This is a genomic window from Burkholderia sp. HI2714 (genome assembly GCF_002223085.1).
Taxonomy (GTDB): domain Bacteria; phylum Pseudomonadota; class Gammaproteobacteria; order Burkholderiales; family Burkholderiaceae; genus Burkholderia; species Burkholderia lata_D.
Genome location: NZ_NKFM01000018.1, coordinates 95,983 through 113,540 on the forward strand (window position 1 = coordinate 95,983; position 17,558 = coordinate 113,540).

The window sequence follows — 17,558 nt, forward strand, 5'->3', positions numbered from 1 at the left end:
CACGACTTGTCGAGGAACGTCCATGTTTACAGCCAGAGTCGCGCGCCCGATGGCCGGCGACGCTGCGCGGGCCGCTTCGTCCGGCTCGACCGGCGTGTCGGCCCCGCCGGCTTCTTCCGCGGCCGACTGCGTGCTCGAGGTGCGCGGCGTCGGCAAGTCCTTTCCGGGCGTCGTCGCGCTCGACGGCGTGCAGTTCCGCGTGCGCCGCGGCACCGTCCATGCACTGATGGGCGAGAACGGCGCGGGCAAGTCCACGCTGATGAAGATCATCGCGGGCGTCTACACGCCCGACCAGGGCGAGATCCTGATCAACGGCGAGCCCGTCGTGCTGAACGGCCCGCTCGACGCGCTCGACCGCGGCATCGCGATGATCCACCAGGAACTCAACCTGATGCCGTACATGACGGTCGCGGAGAACATCTGGATCCGCCGCGAACCGAAGAACCGTTTCGGCCTGATCGATCACGCCGCGCTGCGCCGCCAGACGGCCGCGCTGTTCGAGCGGCTGTCGATCGACATCGATCCGGAAACCGACGTGCGCACGCTGACGGTCGCGAGCCGCCAGATGGTCGAGATCGCGAAGGCGGTGTCGTTCGACTCCGACGTGCTGATCATGGACGAGCCGACTTCCGCGCTGACCGACAAGGAAGTCACGCACCTGTTCCGGATCATTCGCCAGCTGCGCGAGCAGGGCAAGGGCATCGTCTACATCACGCACAAGATGAACGAGCTGTTCGAGATCGCCGACGAGTTCTCGGTGTTCCGCGACGGCAAGTACATCGGCACGCATGCATCGAGCGACGTCACGCGCGACGACATCATCCGCATGATGGTCGGGCGCGAGATCACGCAGATGTTCCCGAAGGAAGAGGTGCCGATCGGCGAGGTCGTGCTGTCGGTGCAGAACCTCGGCGTCGACGGCGTGTTCCGCGACGTGAGCTTCGAGCTGCGCGCGGGCGAGATCCTCGGCGTAGCCGGCCTCGTCGGCTCGGGGCGCTCGAACGTCGCGGAGGCGCTGTTCGGCGTCGTGCCGGCCACGTCGGGCGAGATCCGCATCGACGGCAAGCCGGTGCGCATCACGACGCCCGCGCAGGCGATGAAGCACGGGATGGCCTTCCTCACCGAAGACCGCAAGGACACCGGCTGCTTCCTGAATCTCGACCTGCTCGCGAACATGGAAGCCGCGGTGCTCAGCCACCGCTACGTGAAGTTCAACTTCGTGCGGCAGGCACAGTTGAAGCGCGACTGCGAGGAAATGAGCCGGATGCTGCGCGTGAAGTCGCCCGGGCTGCACGAGGAAATCCAGAACCTGTCGGGCGGCAACCAGCAGAAGGTGCTGATCGGCCGGTGGCTGCTCACGCAGCCGCGCATCCTGATCCTCGACGAACCGACGCGCGGCATCGACGTCGGCGCGAAGGCCGAGATCCACCGGCTCGTCAGCGCGCTCGCCGGCAAGGGCGTCGCGGTGCTGATGATCTCGTCGGAGATGCCGGAAGTGCTGGGAATGAGCGATCGCGTGATGGTGATGCACGAAGGGCGCATGACCGGCATCGTCGATCGCAAGGACGCCGACCAGGTCCGCATCATGGATCTCGCGTCGCGCTGAGCCGAACCAAGATTGGAGACAAAGCAATGGGCAACCTGAACCCGGTCGCGGATGCGCAGACCATGACCCTCAAGACGCGGCACGCGAAGTGGCCGCCCGAGCTGAGCATCTTCCTCGTGCTCGTCGGCATCAGCCTGTTCTTCGAGATCGTCGGCTGGATCGTCGTCGGCCAGAGCTTCCTGTTCAACACCGAGCGGCTCGAGATCATCGTGCTGCAGATGGCCGTGATCGGCATCATCGCGGTCGGCGTGAACCTCGTGATCATCACCAGCGGGATCGACCTTTCGTCGGGCTCGGTCGTGGCCGCCGCGGCGGTCGTCTCGGCCAGTCTCGCGCAGGTGTCCGACTTTCCCCGCGCGGTGTTTCCGCACCTGACCGACCTGCCGATCATCTGGCCCGTGCTCGCCGGCGTGTGCGTCGGGCTGCTGGTCGGCCTGCTGAACGGCTCGCTGATCGCGATGACGGGCATCCCGCCGTTCATCGCGACGCTCGGCACGATGGTCGCCGCGCGCGGCTTCGCGAAGTGGTTCACCAACGGGATGCCGGTGTCGATGCTGACCGATCAGTTCGCGGCCATCGGCGCCGGCGCCAATCCGGTGATTGTCTTCCTCGTGATCGCCGCGATCTTCCACGTCGTGCTGCGCTACACGCGCTTCGGCAAGTACACCTATGCAATCGGCGCGAACCGGCATGCGGCCGTCGTGTCGGGCATCAACGTCACGCGCCACCTGATCTTCGTCTACGCGATCGCGGGCCTGCTGAGCGGGATCGCCGGCACCGTGACGGCCGCGCGCGCGATCTCCGGCCAGTCGGGCATGGGCGTGATGTACGAACTCGATGCGATCGCGGCGGTCGTGATCGGCGGCACGTCGCTGTCGGGCGGCCTCGGCCGCGTGACGGGCACCGTGATCGGCGTGCTGATCCTCGGCGTGATGACGTCGGGCTTCACGTTCATCCGCATCGACGCGTATTACCAGGAGATGGTCAAGGGCGCGATCATCGTCGCGGCCGTGATCGCCGACCAGTACCGCAACAAGAAGAAGCGCCGCTGACCTGTCATGCATCGCCGGGCGAGGGCGGCACGTGCCGCCGCCTGCGTCCGGCACCTGTCACTGTCGAGGACATTCGATGAAGATCGCGCTGGACCCCTACATGATTCGCCACCTGCCGCTCGACCGCCTGCCGCACGCGGTGGCCGAACTCGGTTACGACCAGATCGAGCTGTCGCCGCGCAGCGACTTCCTCGACTGGTGGGTGATGCCGCGCGCCACGCGCGAACGGATGGCCGCATTCCGGCAGGCGATGCGCGCGAGCGGCGTCGGCCTCGCGTCGCTGCAGCCGATGTACCGCTGGGCGAGCCCGTTCGAGGACGAGCGGCAATGGGCGGTGCGCTGCTGGAAGAAGGCGATCGAGGTGGCGGTGGAGATGGAGTGCGCGCTGATGGTGTCGGAGTTCGGGCGCGGCGCGTCGCCCGAGCGCTCGGTCGGCGAACGGCCGGGCGCGAACCCGAGAGAGCTGTGCGAAGCCGCGTGGTTCCGGTCGATGGACGAGCTGTTGCCGATCCTCGAGCGCGAACGCATCGTGCTGTCGGTCGAGCCGCATCCGGAGGACTGGATCGAGCAGCTGCAGCCGGCGATCGACATCGTCACGAACATCGGCTCGCCGTCGCTGAAGCTGTCGTATATCGCACCGCACACGTTCTACTACGGCGACGACATGGCCGCGATGATCGCGCAGGCGGCGCCGATCCTCGCACACGTGCGCGTGGCCGATACCTTCGACCACCGCAAGAGCAGCCAGCTGCGCTACATCGTGAACCCGCCGGGTTCGAACCAGATTCGCGTGCACCAGCATCTCGACATCGGGCAGGGCGAGATCGACTGGGACGTGTTCTTTCGCGCGCTCGGCGCGGCCGGCTTCGACGGCGTGATGTCGTCGTGTGTGTTCGCGTGGGAGGACCGCGCGGAAGCGTCGTCGCGCTACATGCGCGACACGATCCAGCGCTACGTCGATCGTCATTTCGATCGCACGGCGCGCTGACGGATGACTGACCGGTGCGGCGCGTGCCGCACCGCCAATGAACGACTGGAGACTCCTAGATGACCTTGCAAATCGGCGTGATCGGCTGCGGTGCGATCGGCCAGGACCATATTCGCAGACTGACCCGCACGCTGTCCGGCGCGCGCGTCGTGGCCGTCAACGACATCGATCCGCAGCAGGCGCGCGACGCGGTGACGAAGTATGGGCTAGACGCCGAAATCTACGGCGACGGTCACGAGGTGATCGCGGCCGCCGACGTGCAGGCCGTGCTCGTCACGTCATGGGGGCCGACGCACGAAGCGTTCGTGCTCGACGCGATCGCGCACGGCAAGCCCGTGTTCTGCGAGAAGCCGCTCGCCGTCACGGCCGAAGGCTGCATGCGGATCGTCGAAGCCGAAGTCGCGTACGGCAAGCGGCTCGTGCAGGTCGGCTTCATGCGGCCGTACGACGAAGGCTATCGCGCGCTGAAGCGCGTGATCGACAGCGGCGAGATCGGCGCGCCGCTGATGCTGCATTGCGCGCACCGCAACCAGTCGGTCGGCGAGCGCTACACGACTGACATGGCGATCACCGATACGCTGATCCACGAGCTCGACGTGCTGCGCTGGCTGCTCGGCGAGGACTATGTGAGCACGCAGGTCGTCTATCCGAAGAAGACGCGCCATGCGTCCACCCATCTCGCCGATCCGCAGATCGTGCTGCTGGAAACCGCGAGCGGCGTGCGCATCGACGTCGAGATCTTCGTGAACTGCCAGTACGGCTATGACATCCAGTGCGAGGTGGTCGGCGAGCAGGGCATCGCGAAGCTGCCCGATCCGCCGGCCGTCGGGCTCAAGCATGCGGCGCGGCAGTCGGTCGAGATCATGACCGACTGGAAGGAACGCTTCATCGCGTCGTACGACGTCGAGCTGCAGGCGTTCATCGACGGCGTGCGCGCGCAGGCGCTCACCGGGCCGTCGGCCTGGGACGGCTACGCGGCGGCGGTTGCGGCCGACGCCTGCGTGCGTGCGCAGAAGAGCGGGGCGGTCGAACCGATCGCGATGGCTGAACGCCCTGCGTTCTATCGCGGCTGACCCGCAGCCGCCTATTTGCCGGACTGACCGACATGACGATGAAGATAGGTTGCGCACCGTGCTGCTGGGGTGTCGACGACGTGAAGAACCCGCACCTGCCGCCGTGGCGGCAGGTGCTTGCCGAAGCCGCCGAGGCCGGCTACTCGGGCATCGAGCTCGGGCCGTACGGCTACATCCCGCTCGAACTCGACGTGGTGGGCGCGGAGCTCGAGCGGCAGCGCCTGAGCATCACCGCCGGCACGATCTTCGACGATCTGGTGTCGCCGGAGAACCTGCCGAACCTGTTGCGCCAGACGCGCGAGATCTGCGCGCTGATCACGCGGCTGCCGAAGCTGCCGACGCAGGACGGCCAGCGCTACGCGGCGCCGTACCTCGTCGTGATGGACTGGGGCCACGAGGAGCGTGACTACGCGGCCGGCCATGGCGAGCGCGCGCCGCGGCTGTCGGACGAAAGCTGGGCGGCGATGGTCGGGCACATCCGGCAGATCGCGACGATCGCACGCGACGAATTCGGCGTGCGCACGGTGATTCATCCGCATGCGGGCGGCTACATCGAGTTCGCGGACGAGATCGACCGGATCGTCGCCGACATTCCGGCGGCCACGGCCGGCCTCTGTCTCGACACGGGCCACCTGTACTACTCGGGCATGGACCCGGAGGCCTGGCTGCGCCGCCATGCGACGCGCGTCGACTACGTGCATTTCAAGGACATCGACGCAGCCGTGTACGACACGGTGATGGGCGAGCACATCGCGTTCTTCGCCGCCTGCGCGCGCGGCGTGATGTGCCCGATCGGCACCGGCGTGCTCGACTACCGGTCGATCCGGCGCGCGCTCGACGACATCGGCTACGCGGGCTATATCACGATCGAGCAGGAGCGCGACCCGCGCAATGCGGGCACGAGCCTGCGCGACGTCGCCGCGAGCCGCGCGTTTCTCGCGTCGGCCGGCTTCGCGTGATCCACCGCATCACGCACACCCTGAACTGAACACGGACCAGGAACACCACCATCATGATTGACGGACAGATTCTGCTTGGACATTCGATTCGCTGGGGCATGGTCGGCGGCGGGCTCGGCAGCCAGATCGGCTACAGCCACCGGTCGGCCGCGCTGCGCGACGGCAGCTTCCAGCTGGTCGCCGGCGCGTTCGACATCGATCCCGAACGCGGCCGCCAGTTCGGCGTGAAGCTCGGCGTCGCGGCCGAGCGCTGCTATCCCGACTACGCGACGATGTTCGACGCCGAGGCGCGCCGCCCGGACGGCATCCGCGCGGTGTCGATCGCGACGCCGAACAACACGCACTTCGAGATCTGCCGCGCCGCGCTGAACGCGGGGCTGCACGTGGTCTGCGAGAAGCCGCTGTGCTTCACGACCGAGGAGGCCGAGGCGCTGGAGCGGCTGTCGGTCGAGAAGAACCGGATCGTCGGCGTCGCGTATGGTTATTCCGGACACCAGATGATCGAGCAGGCGCGCGAGATGATCGCGCGCGGCGATCTCGGCGAGATCCGCATCGTGCAGATGCAGTTCGCGCACGGGTTCCACAGCGAGGGTGTCGAGGCCGCGAGTGCGGCCGCGCGCTGGCGCGTCGACCCGAAGTTCGCGGGCCCGAGCTACGTGCTCGGCGACATCGGCACGCATCCGCTGTACATCTCCGAGGTGATGGCGCCCGAGCTGAAGATCCGGCGGCTGATGTGCTCGCGTCAGAGCTTCGTGAAGAGCCGTGCGCCGCTGGAAGACAACGCGTTCACGATCATGGAGTACGACACGGGTGCGGTCGGCTACGTGTGGTCGAGCGCGGTGAACGCGGGCTCGATGCACGGCCAGAAGGTGCGCGTGATCGGCTCGAAGGCGAGCGTCGAATGGTGGGACGAGCATCCGAACCAGCTGCGCTACGAAGTGCAGGGGCAGCCGGCGCAACTGCTCGATCGCGGGATGGGTTATCTGCATCCACATGCATTGCGCGAGGATCGCATCGGCGCCGGGCATCCGGAAGGGCTGTTCGAGGCCTGGTCGAATCTGTATGCGCGCTTCGCGCTCGCGATGGATGCGGCCGACCGCGGCGACGTTGCGGCATTGAAGAACATTCGCTATCCGGACGTCCATGCGGGCGTGGAAGGCGTACGCTGGGTCGAGAACTGCGTGCGCTCCGCCGATGCGGGCGGCGTGTGGGTCGACTATCGCTGAACCGGCGGCATGGGCCGGCCGCGGCGCGCCTGTCGTACAAGGCTTCGCACCGACGGCCGGCGTGGGTAGACACCCTGATCTTTACGACGCCGCGAGAGCGTTGGACAATCGCTTCCAGTGTTGCCGTGGAGCGTAGGCAAGTGATGATCGAGCGCGTGGGAGCGAGCACGCGGCGCGGGCCGCGCCGCAAACGTGATTAAATTCGCCCTTCGTCAGTTGCTCAGAGCAATCTCATTTGTGGTGAAGAGGAAGGTGCGCTGTCGACAGATGTTATTCCGACGCTAGAATGATCGGCATGATTCTTGTATACCGCTACCGCGTGAAGTCGCTCAACGGATTGCTGAACAAGCAAAGCCGTGCGGTTAACTACGTCTGGAACTTCTGCAATGACACGCAAAGGCACGCGGTCAAATGGAGCAAGAAGTGGCCGACGGGTTTTGATCTGAATGTGCTGACGACCGGCAGCAGTAAGGACCTCTGCATCCACTCCGGTACCGTCAACGCGACGTGCGAGCAATACGCAAAGTCTCGCAATCAGCAGCGACGCCCCTGCTTGCGCTATCGCGGCAGGAAGTCGCTCGGCTGGGTGCCGCTGAAGGGCCGTGATCTGAAACGCGAGGGCGATGCGTTTCGATTCGCAGGCAATACTTTCCGCGTGTTCAATAGCCGACCGCTTCCTGAAGGCAAGATCAAGGACGGAACCAACTTTGCGCAGGATGCGCGTGGCAACTGGTTTCTCAACATCGTGATCGAGATGCCAGATATTCCGGTTCGCCCGATTCGTTCCGGTGTCGGCGTCGATCTCGGCCTGAAAGACTTCGCCACACTTTCGACCGGGGAGAAATTGCCCAATGACCGGTTCGGTCGGCGCGCGGCTGAAAAGCTGGCGAAAGCTCAGCGAGCAAGAAAACACAAGCGGCATGTCGCGAAACTGCACGCCAAGGTGGCGAATGCACGTGCTGATTTCCAGCACAAGCTCGCGCTCGATCTCGTGCGACGCTTCGACTACATCGCGGTCGGCAACGTGTCGGCCGGAAAACTCGCCAGAACCAAGATGGCGAAGAGCGTCTACGACGCATCCTGGTCGTCCTTTCGAAATAAGCTTCGTTACAAAGCGATCGCGCACGGGGCTACGTTCGAGGAAGTGAACGAATTCAACTCTACCCAGTCCTGTTCGGCGTGTGGTTCGAAAGACAGCACGACGCGGCCGAAAGGTATCGCGGGGCTGCGAATAAGAGAATGGGCTTGCAGTGACTGTGGTGTCGTGCATGATCGCGATATCAACGCTGCATTAAACATTCTCCGATGCGGACGTGCATCGCCAGTTGTGGGAATTCGCCGCCTTTAGGCGGTGGAGGACGTCAAGCATGTATCCAGTCGAGTCCCGGGCCGCGCCCGCCAGTACCGCGCGCGCATCGGGGCCGTCAACTTCGCGCTATCCGATGAGTTCATCCGAGAAACCTCCCGCCACCGTCGAGCAGTTCCTGCAGCACCTGACGCAGGAGTACGACGGCCTCAGCAATCGCCTGAAGGTGATTGCGCGCCACGTGGAAACGCATCGGGACCAGCTTGGCCTGGAAGGCATCCAGTCGCTCGCGGAGGCGTGCGGCGTCCAGCCGTCGGCCGTCGTGCGCTTCGCGAAGCACTTCGGCTTTTCCGGCTTCTCCGAGATGCAGAAGCTGTTCCGCGAAGGGCTCGCGCAGCAGATCGCGCCGGGGCGCGCGTACAACCTGCGGCTGCGCGACGTGATCGAATCGGGCTCGTCGAGCCTGCAGCCCGAGCAGATCGCCGACGAATTCATCAAGGGCAGCATTGCCGGGATGCAGCAGCTGCGGCAGACGCTCGATTCGCAGGCGCTCGCGCGGGCCGTCGACCTGCTCGCCGATACGCAGGCGATCTGGATCGCGGGCTCGCGGCGCGCGTTTCCGATCGCCGTGTATCTCGACTATGCGCTGCAGCACACCGACAAGCGCATCGGGTTGTTCAGCGCGCTCGGCAGCATGCATCTCGGGCAGATCCGCTCGGTGCGCGAGGGCGACGTGATGATCGTCATCTCGTTCATGCCGTACGCGGAGGAAACCGTGCAGGTCGCGCAGCAGGCCGTGCAGCGCGGTGCGCGGCTGATCGCGATCACCGACAGCCGGATGAGCCCGCTGGCGCGGGAGGCCGAGGTGACGCTGATGGTGCAGGACAGCGCGACGTTCGGCTTCCGCGCGTTGACGGCCACCATGGGTCTTGCGCAGAGCCTGTTCGTCGCGCTCGCGTACCGGCTCGAACTGTCGTACCTGCCGACCGCCGACGGCGCGCACGGGACGAAGGCCGGCTGACGCGGCCTGCCGGCGTACCGCCCGCGCGACCGATCGGCGGGCGGTGTGCCGTAGGGCGGTTACTTCGCAGTCGGCATCGCGAATTCGGCGCCCTTGCCGATGCTCGACGACCAGCGCTGCATCACCGACTTCTGGCGCGTGTAGAAGCGCACGCCTTCCTCGCCGTAGGCATGCATGTCGCCGAACAGGCTCTTCTTCCAGCCGCCGAAGCCGTGCCACGCCATCGGCACCGGAATCGGCACGTTGATGCCGACCATCCCGACCTGGATGCGCCGCGCGAACTCGCGCGCGATGCCGCCGTCGCTCGTGAAGCACGACACGCCGTTGCCGAATTCGTGCGCGTTGATCAGGTCGACCGCTTCGCCGAAATCCTTCACGCGCACGCAGCCGAGCACGGGCCCGAAGATTTCTTCCTTGTAGATGCGCATGTCGGGCGTCACGTGATCGAACAGCGTGCCGCCGGTGAAGAAGCCGGCCTCGCGGCCCGGCACGCGCAGCCCGCGGCCGTCGACCACCAGTTGCGCGCCTTCGTTCACGCCTTGCTCGATATAGCCTTCGATGCGCTTCAGCGCATCGCCGGTGACGATCGGGCCCATCTCGACTTCCGGCGACATGCCGTCGCCGATCACCAGCTTGCGCGCGCGCTCGGCCACCAGCGGCACGATCTGGTCCGCGATGTCGCCCACCAGCACCGCGACGCTGATCGCCATGCAGCGTTCGCCGGCCGAGCCGTACGCGGCGCCGATCAGCGCGTCGACCGCCTGCTCGAGGTTCGCGTCGGGCATCACGACGAGATGGTTCTTCGCGCCGCCGAGCGCCTGCACGCGCTTGCCGGACTGTACGGCACGCTGCTGCACGTACGCCGCGATCGGCGTCGAGCCGACGAAGCTGACGGCCTGCACGTCGGGGTGGTCGAGCAGCGCGTCGACCGCGCCCTTGTCGCCCTGCACGACGTTGAACACGCCGGCCGGGAGGCCTGCCTGCGTGAGCAGGTCGGCGATGAACAGAGCCGCCGACGGGTCGCGCTCGCTCGGCTTCAGCACGAACGTGTTGCCCGTCGCGATCGCGACCGGGAACATCCAGCACGGCACCATGCACGGAAAGTTGAACGGCGTGATGCCCGCGACGACGCCGAGCGGCTGGCGCATCGTCCAGTTGTCGATGCCGGTGCTGACCTGGTCGGTGAAGTCGCCCTTCAGGAGCTGCGGCACGCCGCAGGCGAATTCGATGATGTCGATGCCGCGCGCGACTTCGCCCTGCGCATCGGAGAACACCTTGCCGTGCTCGGCCGTGATGATCGCCGCGAGGGCGTCGCGGTGCTCGTTCATCAGTTGCAGGAAGCGGTGCAGCACGCGCGCGCGGCGGATCGGCGGCGTCGCGGCCCAGGCCGGGAACGCGGCGTGGGCCGACGCGACGGCCTGCTGCACTTCGCTGTCGTCGGCGAGCGCCACGCGGCGCACCGCGCGGCCGAGCGATGGATTGAGGACGTCCTGGAAGCGGCCGCTGCGGCCGGCGACGGGCGCGCCGTCGACATAGTGGCCGACGTCGGCGTCGGAGGTATACGCGGGAACCGGATTCATCGTGTCTCCTGGGGGATCGGGTGAGGGTGGACAGCGCCCAGTCTAGGCAAACGGGCAGGGCGGGAGAAGGCCGCGCAGCTTGATTCACTGTTCAGAATTCTGAATAATCACCGGATGAATCAGCAAAATGTCCAGGCGCTCTGGCCGCATATCCATTCGCTGACGGTGCTGGCCGCGGCCGGCAGTTTCACGGCCGCCGCGCAGCGGCTCGGCATCAGCAAGGCCGCGATGAGCCAGCGCATCGCCGATCTCGAAAAGGCCGCCGGCGTGCCGCTCGTGCGGCGCACGACGCGCAGCGTGCGGCTCACCGACGCGGGCCAGACGCTCGTCGACAGCACGCGCGACGCGTTCGAGTCGATCGGGCAGCACTTCGCGCGCGTGAAGGACCTGGCCGGGGAGCCGCGCGGCCTGCTGCGCCTGACGGTGCCGGTCGCGCTCGGGCGCCAGCAGGTCGTGCCGCACCTGCCCGATTTCCTGCGGCAGCATCCGGGCGTGCAGATCGAGCTCGACCTGTCGGACCGGCTGCATTCGCTGACGCAGGAGGGTTTCGACCTTGCGATCCGCCATACGACCACCGCGCCGCAGACCCACGTCGCATGGAAGCTGTGCGACACGCGCTCGCTGCTCGTCGCGAGCCGCGAATACCTCGACGCGCGCGGCGCGCCGCGACACCCGGGCGAGCTCGTCGACCACAGCTGCCTGTGCTACCTGCGCGACCACGAGCCGGCCGCATGGAGCTTCGAGCCGCACGGCCGGCGGCGCGAGCGCGTGAGCGTGCCGGTGCGCGGCAGCTTCGCGGCGAACAACAGCGAGGCGATGCGCGAGGCCGCGCTCGGCGGGCTCGGCATTGCGTTGCTGCCGGATTTCAGCGCGCAGCGCGATCTCGACGCCGGCCGGCTGGTCGCGCTGCTCGACGGCTGGCGGCCGTCGGGCGCGTTCGGCGACCACATCTTCGCGATCCGCCCGTACAGTCCGGTCGTGCCGAGCGCGGTGCGCGCGCTCGTGCGGCACCTGCGCGAACGGCTCGCGGGGGGCTTTTCGGGCACCTGAGCCCGGTGTCCGCGAGCGCCGGGCCGCGGGCGGCCCGGGCAGGCACGGCGGCGCTGCGGTAAAATCGCGGCTTCTCTCCGCGCCTTGAACGGCGCGTCATTCGAAGGTCGACAGCCGATGCAGATTCACAAGGAAGTGGACGCGCGCGGGCTCAATTGCCCGTTGCCGATCCTGCGTGCCAAGAAAGCGCTCGCCGATATGGAAAGCGGGCAAATCCTCAAGGTGCTCGCGACCGATCCGGGCTCGCAGCGCGATTTCGCCGCGTTCGCGAAGCAGACGGGCAACGAGATCGTCGAATCGACGACGCAGGACAAGACCTTCGTGTTCCTGATGCGCCGCCGCTGACGGCCCGCATCACGCTGCCGGCAGCGCCTGGCGCCGGCTACCCTTTTCTGACAATTCTTAAACCTCGCTTCGTGATCGGCTGCGTATACTGACCCGGCCGGTCGTCCGCTCCCAGCGGATGCGCCGGCCACGGTACGTCGTACGGCGGGCACGGGGGCCATGCCTGATGCTACCGTCGTACAACGGGGAGAGGACATGTCCTTCAGACCAGGGACCATTCGAAGTCCGTCCAGAGCGGAACGCAGCGTATCGGGACTGAGCCGTATCGAGCTCGACCCGCAACAGGATCGCCACGCGCGTGCCGCGCTGGAGGCCTACGCGGATTCCGCCGCGGCCGAGATGCCGTGGCTGGCCGAGTGGCTCGACGAACGGCTGCGCGATGCCGCGCAGGACGACGGCTCGGGCCTGACTTACTGCGGTGCGACGATCGAGCGCGTGTTCGATCTGGCGCAGGCGTGGGCAGCGAGCCAGCCGGACTATGCGGCCACCGCGTGGGAACGCGTGCGCGGCCAGCTGCAGCGCATGCTTGTCGAGCCGGCGCGTCCGGAACCGCTGCCGCATCGCGTGCCGGCCGACGATGTGGCCGAGCCGGTGGCGGGCTTCACGGGCGCCGATTAGGCGCTCGATTGCGCGGTGGGAAGGATTATTCGAAGAAAAGACGGTAGTCCGCGCAATTTATTGGCGAATTTCGTACTACTATGATGAAATCGCCGGTTCGTCCGTGCCCCGTTTTTGAGATATTTAGCCGGGGTCGCCGGTTTGCGCAGGTGGCGCGAGCGGCGAATGACGGCTCGCCGGCCGGTATCCGGAAGCGGCCCACGTGCTGCGCGGCCGGGTGGGGGCGGGAAGCTGAACTGGACGAATCGCTTTCGATTTGCGGGGTGCTATGAGAATTGCTGTACTGGATGACGATCCGGCCCAGACGGATTTCGTCAGTCAAACGCTGACGGCCGTTGGCCATACGTGCTATGCGTTCAAGGAAGGCAAGGCCCTGAAGAAGCGTCTGCAGCGCGAGACGTTCGATCTGCTGGTGCTCGACTGGAACGTGCCCGACATGTCCGGCGAGGAAGTGCTGAAGTGGGTGCGTGCCAATCAGACCGAGCACAGCCTGCCGATCATCTTCATGACGAGCCGTGACGACGAGGCGGGGATTACGCAGATCCTCAACGCCGGCGCCGACGACTACGTGGTCAAGCCCGTGTCGGGCCCGATCCTGCGCGCGCGCATCGGCTCGCTGCTGCGTCGCGCATATCCGGTCAACGCCGAGGCCACCGTTCGCGAATTCGATCAATTCCGTTTCGACGTGAACCTGAAGCAGGCCTACGTCGGCGACAAGGCCGTGAGCCTCACGCAGAAGGAATTCGAACTCGCGCTGCTGCTGTTCCAGCACCTCGACCGGCCGCTGTCGCGCGCGCACATTCTCGATCTCGTGTGGAAGCAGGCGACCGACATCCCGTCGCGCACGATGGATACGCACATCTCGATGCTGCGCACCAAGCTCGGCCTGCGGCCCGAAAACGGTTATCGCCTCGCGCCGATCTACGGCTACGGCTACCGGCTCGAGCGGGTCGGCCAGGGAGAACCGGAGTGACCACGGGAATCACGCAGCGCACGGCGAACCTGCGCACGGTCGCGCTGCGCGCGGCCGGCGCGGTCGCGTTTGCGTTCGCCGCGCAGCATGCGGCTGCCCAGCCGCCCGCGGCGGCGGGCAAGATGGTCGTCTACCGCACGCAGGCGGGCGACACGCTGTACGACGTCGCCGCGCGCTACCTGCAGGGCGCGGACGACTGGCAACTGCTTCAACAGATCAACGGCGTGCCCGCGCCGAAGCACCTGCAGCCCGGCATCGCGCTGAAGCTGCCGGTGGCGCGCCTGCGCAAGGAAAAGCTGACCGCCCGTGTCGTCGCGGTGCAGGGCACGGCCGAACGCGCGTCCGGCGATGCTTTTGCGCCGCTCGCGAACGACGCGACGCTCGCCGAGGGCGATCGCGTGCGCACGGGCCCGAACGGCTTCGTCACGCTCGAGCTCGCCGACGGCACGCACATGAGCCTGCCGCCCGACAGCCAGCTCGACCTGAAGGCGCTGCGCCGCACGGTGCTGACCGGCACGCTCGATCGTGAGTTCGAACTCACGCGCGGCTCGGTCGACAGCGAGGTCACCCATCTGAAGAAACGCGACGACCGCTTCCAGATCCGTTCGCCGTCGGTCGTGGCCGGCGTGCGCGGCACGCACTTTCGCGTGAACTACGACGCGGCCGGCAATGCGTCGACACGCGTCGAAGTGCTCGATGGCACCGTCGGCGTCGCGGGCGGCCGGAAGCCGGCCGATCCGACGCTCGTGCATGCGAATTTCGGCAGTGTCGCGACATCGTCCGGCGCGGTCGGCGCGCCCGTCGAACTGCTGCCCGCACCGGCACTCGCGCATCCCGACAAGGTGCAGGACGAGCCCGACGTCGCCTTCGACGTCACGCCGCTCGCGGACGCGCATGCGTACCGCGTGCAACTCGCGCACGACGCCGGGCTGCTCGACCTGTTCCGAGAAACGCGCACCGATTCGCCGCGCGCGGTTTTCCGCGACGTGCCGAACGGGAACTACTTCGTGCGTGTCGCCGCGATCGATGCGAACGGTCTCGAGGGCCGGCCGCGTACGTACGCGTTCGAACGCCGCGTGATGGGGCTCGACGCGAGCGCGTCGCCTGGCGCGGGCGGCTACGAGTTCCGCTGGTCGCCGAACGGTTCGGGCCAGGGTGCGCGCTACCGGTTCGTGCTGTCGCGCTCGAAGGACCTGAGCGCGCCGGTCGTCGACCAGATCGGCCTGCATACGCGCCAGATCACCGTCGCGCACCTGCCGCCGGGCGACTATTTCTGGGCCGTGACCGTCGAGGAGTTCGAAGGCGGCAAGTTCTACGAGAAGACCAGTCCGGTCAGCGCGTTCACGCTGTCGCGCTGATCCGCGGCGCATGAAACCCGATTCCGTTTCTCCGCGGCGGCACCTCGGCCGCCGCTTCCTGATCGAATGGATCGCGATCGGCTGCCTCGGGATCGCGGTGATCCTCGCGTGCGCGCTCGGCCGGCTGTCGGCGAGCGTCGACGGCCTGATCTACGACCGGCTGCTGATGCTGCGCAGCCTGCCGCTGTCACCCGACGTGGTCGTCGTCGACATCGACAACCAGAGCGTGTCCGCGCTCGGCCGCTGGCCGTGGTCGCGCGAAGTGCATGCGCGGCTGCTCGACACGCTGGCGCGCGCGCAGCCGGCCGCCGTCGTCTACGACGTGCTGTTTACCGAACCGTCGCCGGAAGATCGCGCGTTCGCGGACGCAATGACCCACGTACCGACCTTCCTGCCCGTGCTGCTGAGCCCCGAGCAGGGGGACGGCACGCGCGCGGTCGATCCGCCGGTGGCCGCGCTCGCGGCGCGTGCGGTCGGGCTCGGCCATATCAACCTCGAAGTCGACCGCGACGGCATCGTCCGCAGCGTGGCGCTGTACGAAAGCGACGGCCGCGTGCGCTGGCCGCAGCTGATGGTGCCCGTGTATCGCGCGATCCAGGCCGGCCGGCTGCAGCCGGTCGGCGGCGTGCCCGGCGCGGATGCGCACGACCTGTCGCGCGACGCGACCGGCGAGGGCCGCTACCTGATCCCGTTCAGCCGCAACACGCCAGCGTATCCGACGCTGTCGTTCGACGACGTGCTCGAAGGGCGCGTGAAGCCCGACGCGCTGCGCGGCAAGATCGTCGTCGTCGGCGTGACCGCGTCCGGGCTGTACGATCGCTTCGCCACGCCGGTGTCCGGCGAGTTCGGGCCGCTCGCCGGCGTGTATATCCATGCCAACGTGCTCGACATGCTGGCGACCGGCAGTGCGATCTCACCCGCGTCGCGCACCGGGCTGTTCGTCGCGTCGCTGCTGCCGCTCGCCGCGCTGCTGGGCGGCTTCCTGATGCTGTCGCCGTGGCGCGCGCTGCTGCTGACGCTGAGCCTGGCCGCGCTTGCCGTCGTCGCGAGCCTGGCGCTGCTGTTCGAGGCGCGCATCTGGCTGTCGCCGGCGCCCGCGATCTTCGGGCTGATCGCCGTCTACCCGATCTGGAACTGGCGGCGCCTGGAAATGACGATGTCGTACCTGCGCCGCGAGCTGCAGAAGCTCGCCGACGAGCCGCACCTGCTGCCCGAGGCGCCGCGCACGCGCAGCGTCGGCGGCGACGTGCTCGAGCGTCAGATGGCGCTGATGGCGCAGGCCGCGCAGCGCGTGCAGGACATGAAGCGCTTCGTGTGGGACAGCCTCGACAGCATGCCGGAGCCGATCTTCGTCACCGACCTGGCCGGCACCGTGCTGATCGCGAACCATGCGGCGAAGCGCTACGGGTCGCGCCTGTCGCTGCCGCTACCGGAAGGTCGGCCGCTGCGCACGGCGCTCGGCGAGCTGACGTTCATGAAGACCGTCGACGGCAACACCGAGCACGACGTGACGATCCGCGAACACTGGCCGGCCGCGCTCGACCCGACGCTCGAGGCCGAGCACGACGCGATGGCGCGCGGCATCGAGGTGCGCGATCGTGACGGGCTCGACCATCTGCTACGCTACGCGGCGTGTACGAACGCGCAGGGCCGCGTGACGGGCTGGATCGCCGGCCTCGTCGACGTGACCGAACTGCACGCGGCCGAGCGGCAGCGCGAGGAAGCGCTGCACCTGCTGTCGCACGACATGCGCTCGCCGCAGTCGTCGATTCTCGCGCTCGTCGAGATCGAGCGCGACCGCGCCGAGACCGACGCGATGCGCGGGCTGCTCGCGCGGATCGAGCGCTATGCGCACCGCGCGCTGTCGCTGGCCGACGAGTTCGTGCAGCTGGCGCGCGCGGAGTCGCAGGTGTACCAGCTCGAGGTGACGAGCCTCGTCGACGTGCTGATCGATGCGAGCGACGAGGTGTGGCCGCAGGCGCAGGCGAAGCACATTCGCGTCGACGCCGACGTCGGCACCGACATGTGCTGGGTGCGCGCGGACCGCTCGCTGATCACGCGCGCGTTCGTGAACCTGCTGAACAATGCGGTCAAATACAGTCCGTCCGATACCGTGATCACGTGTACGCTGGCGGTCGAGCACGCGTCGAAACGGATGTTCTGTACGATTCGCGATCAGGGATACGGCATTGCGCCGGAAGATCAGCGGCATCTGTTCGAGCGTTTCAAGCGATTCCATGCCGGCGAGCGGCCCGAAATCTCGGGTTCCGGGCTCGGCATGGCATTCGTGAAGACGGTCGTCACGCGCCATGGGGGCAGCGTGTCGGTCGACAGCGAGGTGGGTGTCGGCACCGCGGTGACGGTGTCGCTGCCCGCGATCGACGAGCCGTCCGCCTGACAGGG

Annotated in this window: 15 protein-coding genes; 14 read left to right on the top strand and 1 reads right to left on the bottom strand. The window is 67.4% G+C overall.

The features are described 5' to 3' along the window. Nucleotides 1-22 precede the first annotated feature (22 nt). The 8 genes from CFB82_RS07885 (at nucleotide 23) to CFB82_RS07920 (ending at nucleotide 9,231) form a co-directional block, all read left to right on the top strand. On the top strand, nucleotides 23-1,606 hold the full coding sequence (locus CFB82_RS07885) for a sugar ABC transporter ATP-binding protein (protein WP_089483843.1): 1,584 nt from the start codon (nucleotides 23-25) through the stop codon (nucleotides 1,604-1,606). A gap of 26 nt (nucleotides 1,607-1,632) precedes the next feature. Further along, the gene (locus CFB82_RS07890; RefSeq protein ID WP_089483844.1) at nucleotides 1,633-2,658 is read left to right on the top strand and encodes an ABC transporter permease; all 1,026 of its coding nucleotides are present in this window, start codon (nucleotides 1,633-1,635) and stop codon (nucleotides 2,656-2,658) included. Nucleotides 2,659-2,734: 76 nt separating this feature from the next. Then, nucleotides 2,735-3,646: a sugar phosphate isomerase/epimerase family protein gene (locus CFB82_RS07895; protein ID WP_089445446.1), complete on the top strand. Its 912-nt coding sequence runs from the start codon at nucleotides 2,735-2,737 to the stop codon at nucleotides 3,644-3,646. 59 nt (nucleotides 3,647-3,705) lie between these two features. Beyond that, on the top strand, nucleotides 3,706-4,719 hold the full coding sequence (locus CFB82_RS07900; RefSeq protein ID WP_089483845.1) for a Gfo/Idh/MocA family protein: 1,014 nt from the start codon (nucleotides 3,706-3,708) through the stop codon (nucleotides 4,717-4,719). Between the two features lie 32 nt (nucleotides 4,720-4,751). Next, nucleotides 4,752-5,678 (top strand): TIM barrel protein, encoded by a 927-nt coding sequence (locus CFB82_RS07905; protein WP_089483846.1) that lies wholly within the window; start codon nucleotides 4,752-4,754, stop codon nucleotides 5,676-5,678. A 53-nt stretch (nucleotides 5,679-5,731) separates the two neighbouring features. After that, nucleotides 5,732-6,904 (top strand): Gfo/Idh/MocA family protein, encoded by a 1,173-nt coding sequence (locus CFB82_RS07910; protein WP_089483847.1) that lies wholly within the window; start codon nucleotides 5,732-5,734, stop codon nucleotides 6,902-6,904. Between the two features lie 295 nt (nucleotides 6,905-7,199). Continuing rightward, nucleotides 7,200-8,252 (top strand): RNA-guided endonuclease InsQ/TnpB family protein, encoded by a 1,053-nt coding sequence (locus tag CFB82_RS07915; RefSeq protein WP_089483899.1) that lies wholly within the window; start codon nucleotides 7,200-7,202, stop codon nucleotides 8,250-8,252. Nucleotides 8,253-8,346: 94 nt separating this feature from the next. Beyond that, complete coding sequence (locus CFB82_RS07920) at nucleotides 8,347-9,231, top strand: MurR/RpiR family transcriptional regulator (RefSeq protein WP_089483848.1); 885 nt, start codon at nucleotides 8,347-8,349, stop codon at nucleotides 9,229-9,231. 59 nt (nucleotides 9,232-9,290) lie between these two features. On the opposite strand, the gene CFB82_RS07925 is transcribed toward CFB82_RS07920, so the two are convergent. After that, entirely contained in the window at nucleotides 9,291-10,811 is a 1,521-nt protein-coding gene (locus CFB82_RS07925) for a CoA-acylating methylmalonate-semialdehyde dehydrogenase (RefSeq protein WP_089483849.1), read from the bottom strand. Between the two features lie 114 nt (nucleotides 10,812-10,925). Between CFB82_RS07925 and CFB82_RS07930 the strand changes: the two genes are divergently transcribed. The 6 genes from CFB82_RS07930 (at nucleotide 10,926) to CFB82_RS07955 (ending at nucleotide 17,553) form a co-directional block, all read left to right on the top strand. Then, nucleotides 10,926-11,861, top strand: a complete 936-nt coding sequence (locus CFB82_RS07930; RefSeq protein WP_089483850.1) for a LysR family transcriptional regulator — start codon at nucleotides 10,926-10,928, stop codon at nucleotides 11,859-11,861. 117 nt (nucleotides 11,862-11,978) lie between these two features. Continuing rightward, nucleotides 11,979-12,206: a sulfurtransferase TusA family protein gene (locus tag CFB82_RS07935; RefSeq protein ID WP_006402122.1), complete on the top strand. Its 228-nt coding sequence runs from the start codon at nucleotides 11,979-11,981 to the stop codon at nucleotides 12,204-12,206. Between the two features lie 195 nt (nucleotides 12,207-12,401). Further along, the gene (locus CFB82_RS07940; protein ID WP_089483851.1) at nucleotides 12,402-12,824 is read left to right on the top strand and encodes a peptidase; all 423 of its coding nucleotides are present in this window, start codon (nucleotides 12,402-12,404) and stop codon (nucleotides 12,822-12,824) included. 268 nt (nucleotides 12,825-13,092) lie between these two features. After that, on the top strand, nucleotides 13,093-13,797 hold the full coding sequence (locus CFB82_RS07945) for a response regulator transcription factor (protein ID WP_006490421.1): 705 nt from the start codon (nucleotides 13,093-13,095) through the stop codon (nucleotides 13,795-13,797). After that, entirely contained in the window at nucleotides 13,794-15,155 is a 1,362-nt protein-coding gene (locus tag CFB82_RS07950) for a FecR family protein (RefSeq protein ID WP_089483852.1), read from the top strand. The genes CFB82_RS07945 and CFB82_RS07950 overlap by 4 nt, the downstream gene beginning before the upstream one ends. Before the next feature lie 10 nt (nucleotides 15,156-15,165). Continuing rightward, entirely contained in the window at nucleotides 15,166-17,553 is a 2,388-nt protein-coding gene (locus CFB82_RS07955; protein WP_089483853.1) for a CHASE2 domain-containing protein, read from the top strand. Nucleotides 17,554-17,558 lie beyond the last annotated feature (5 nt).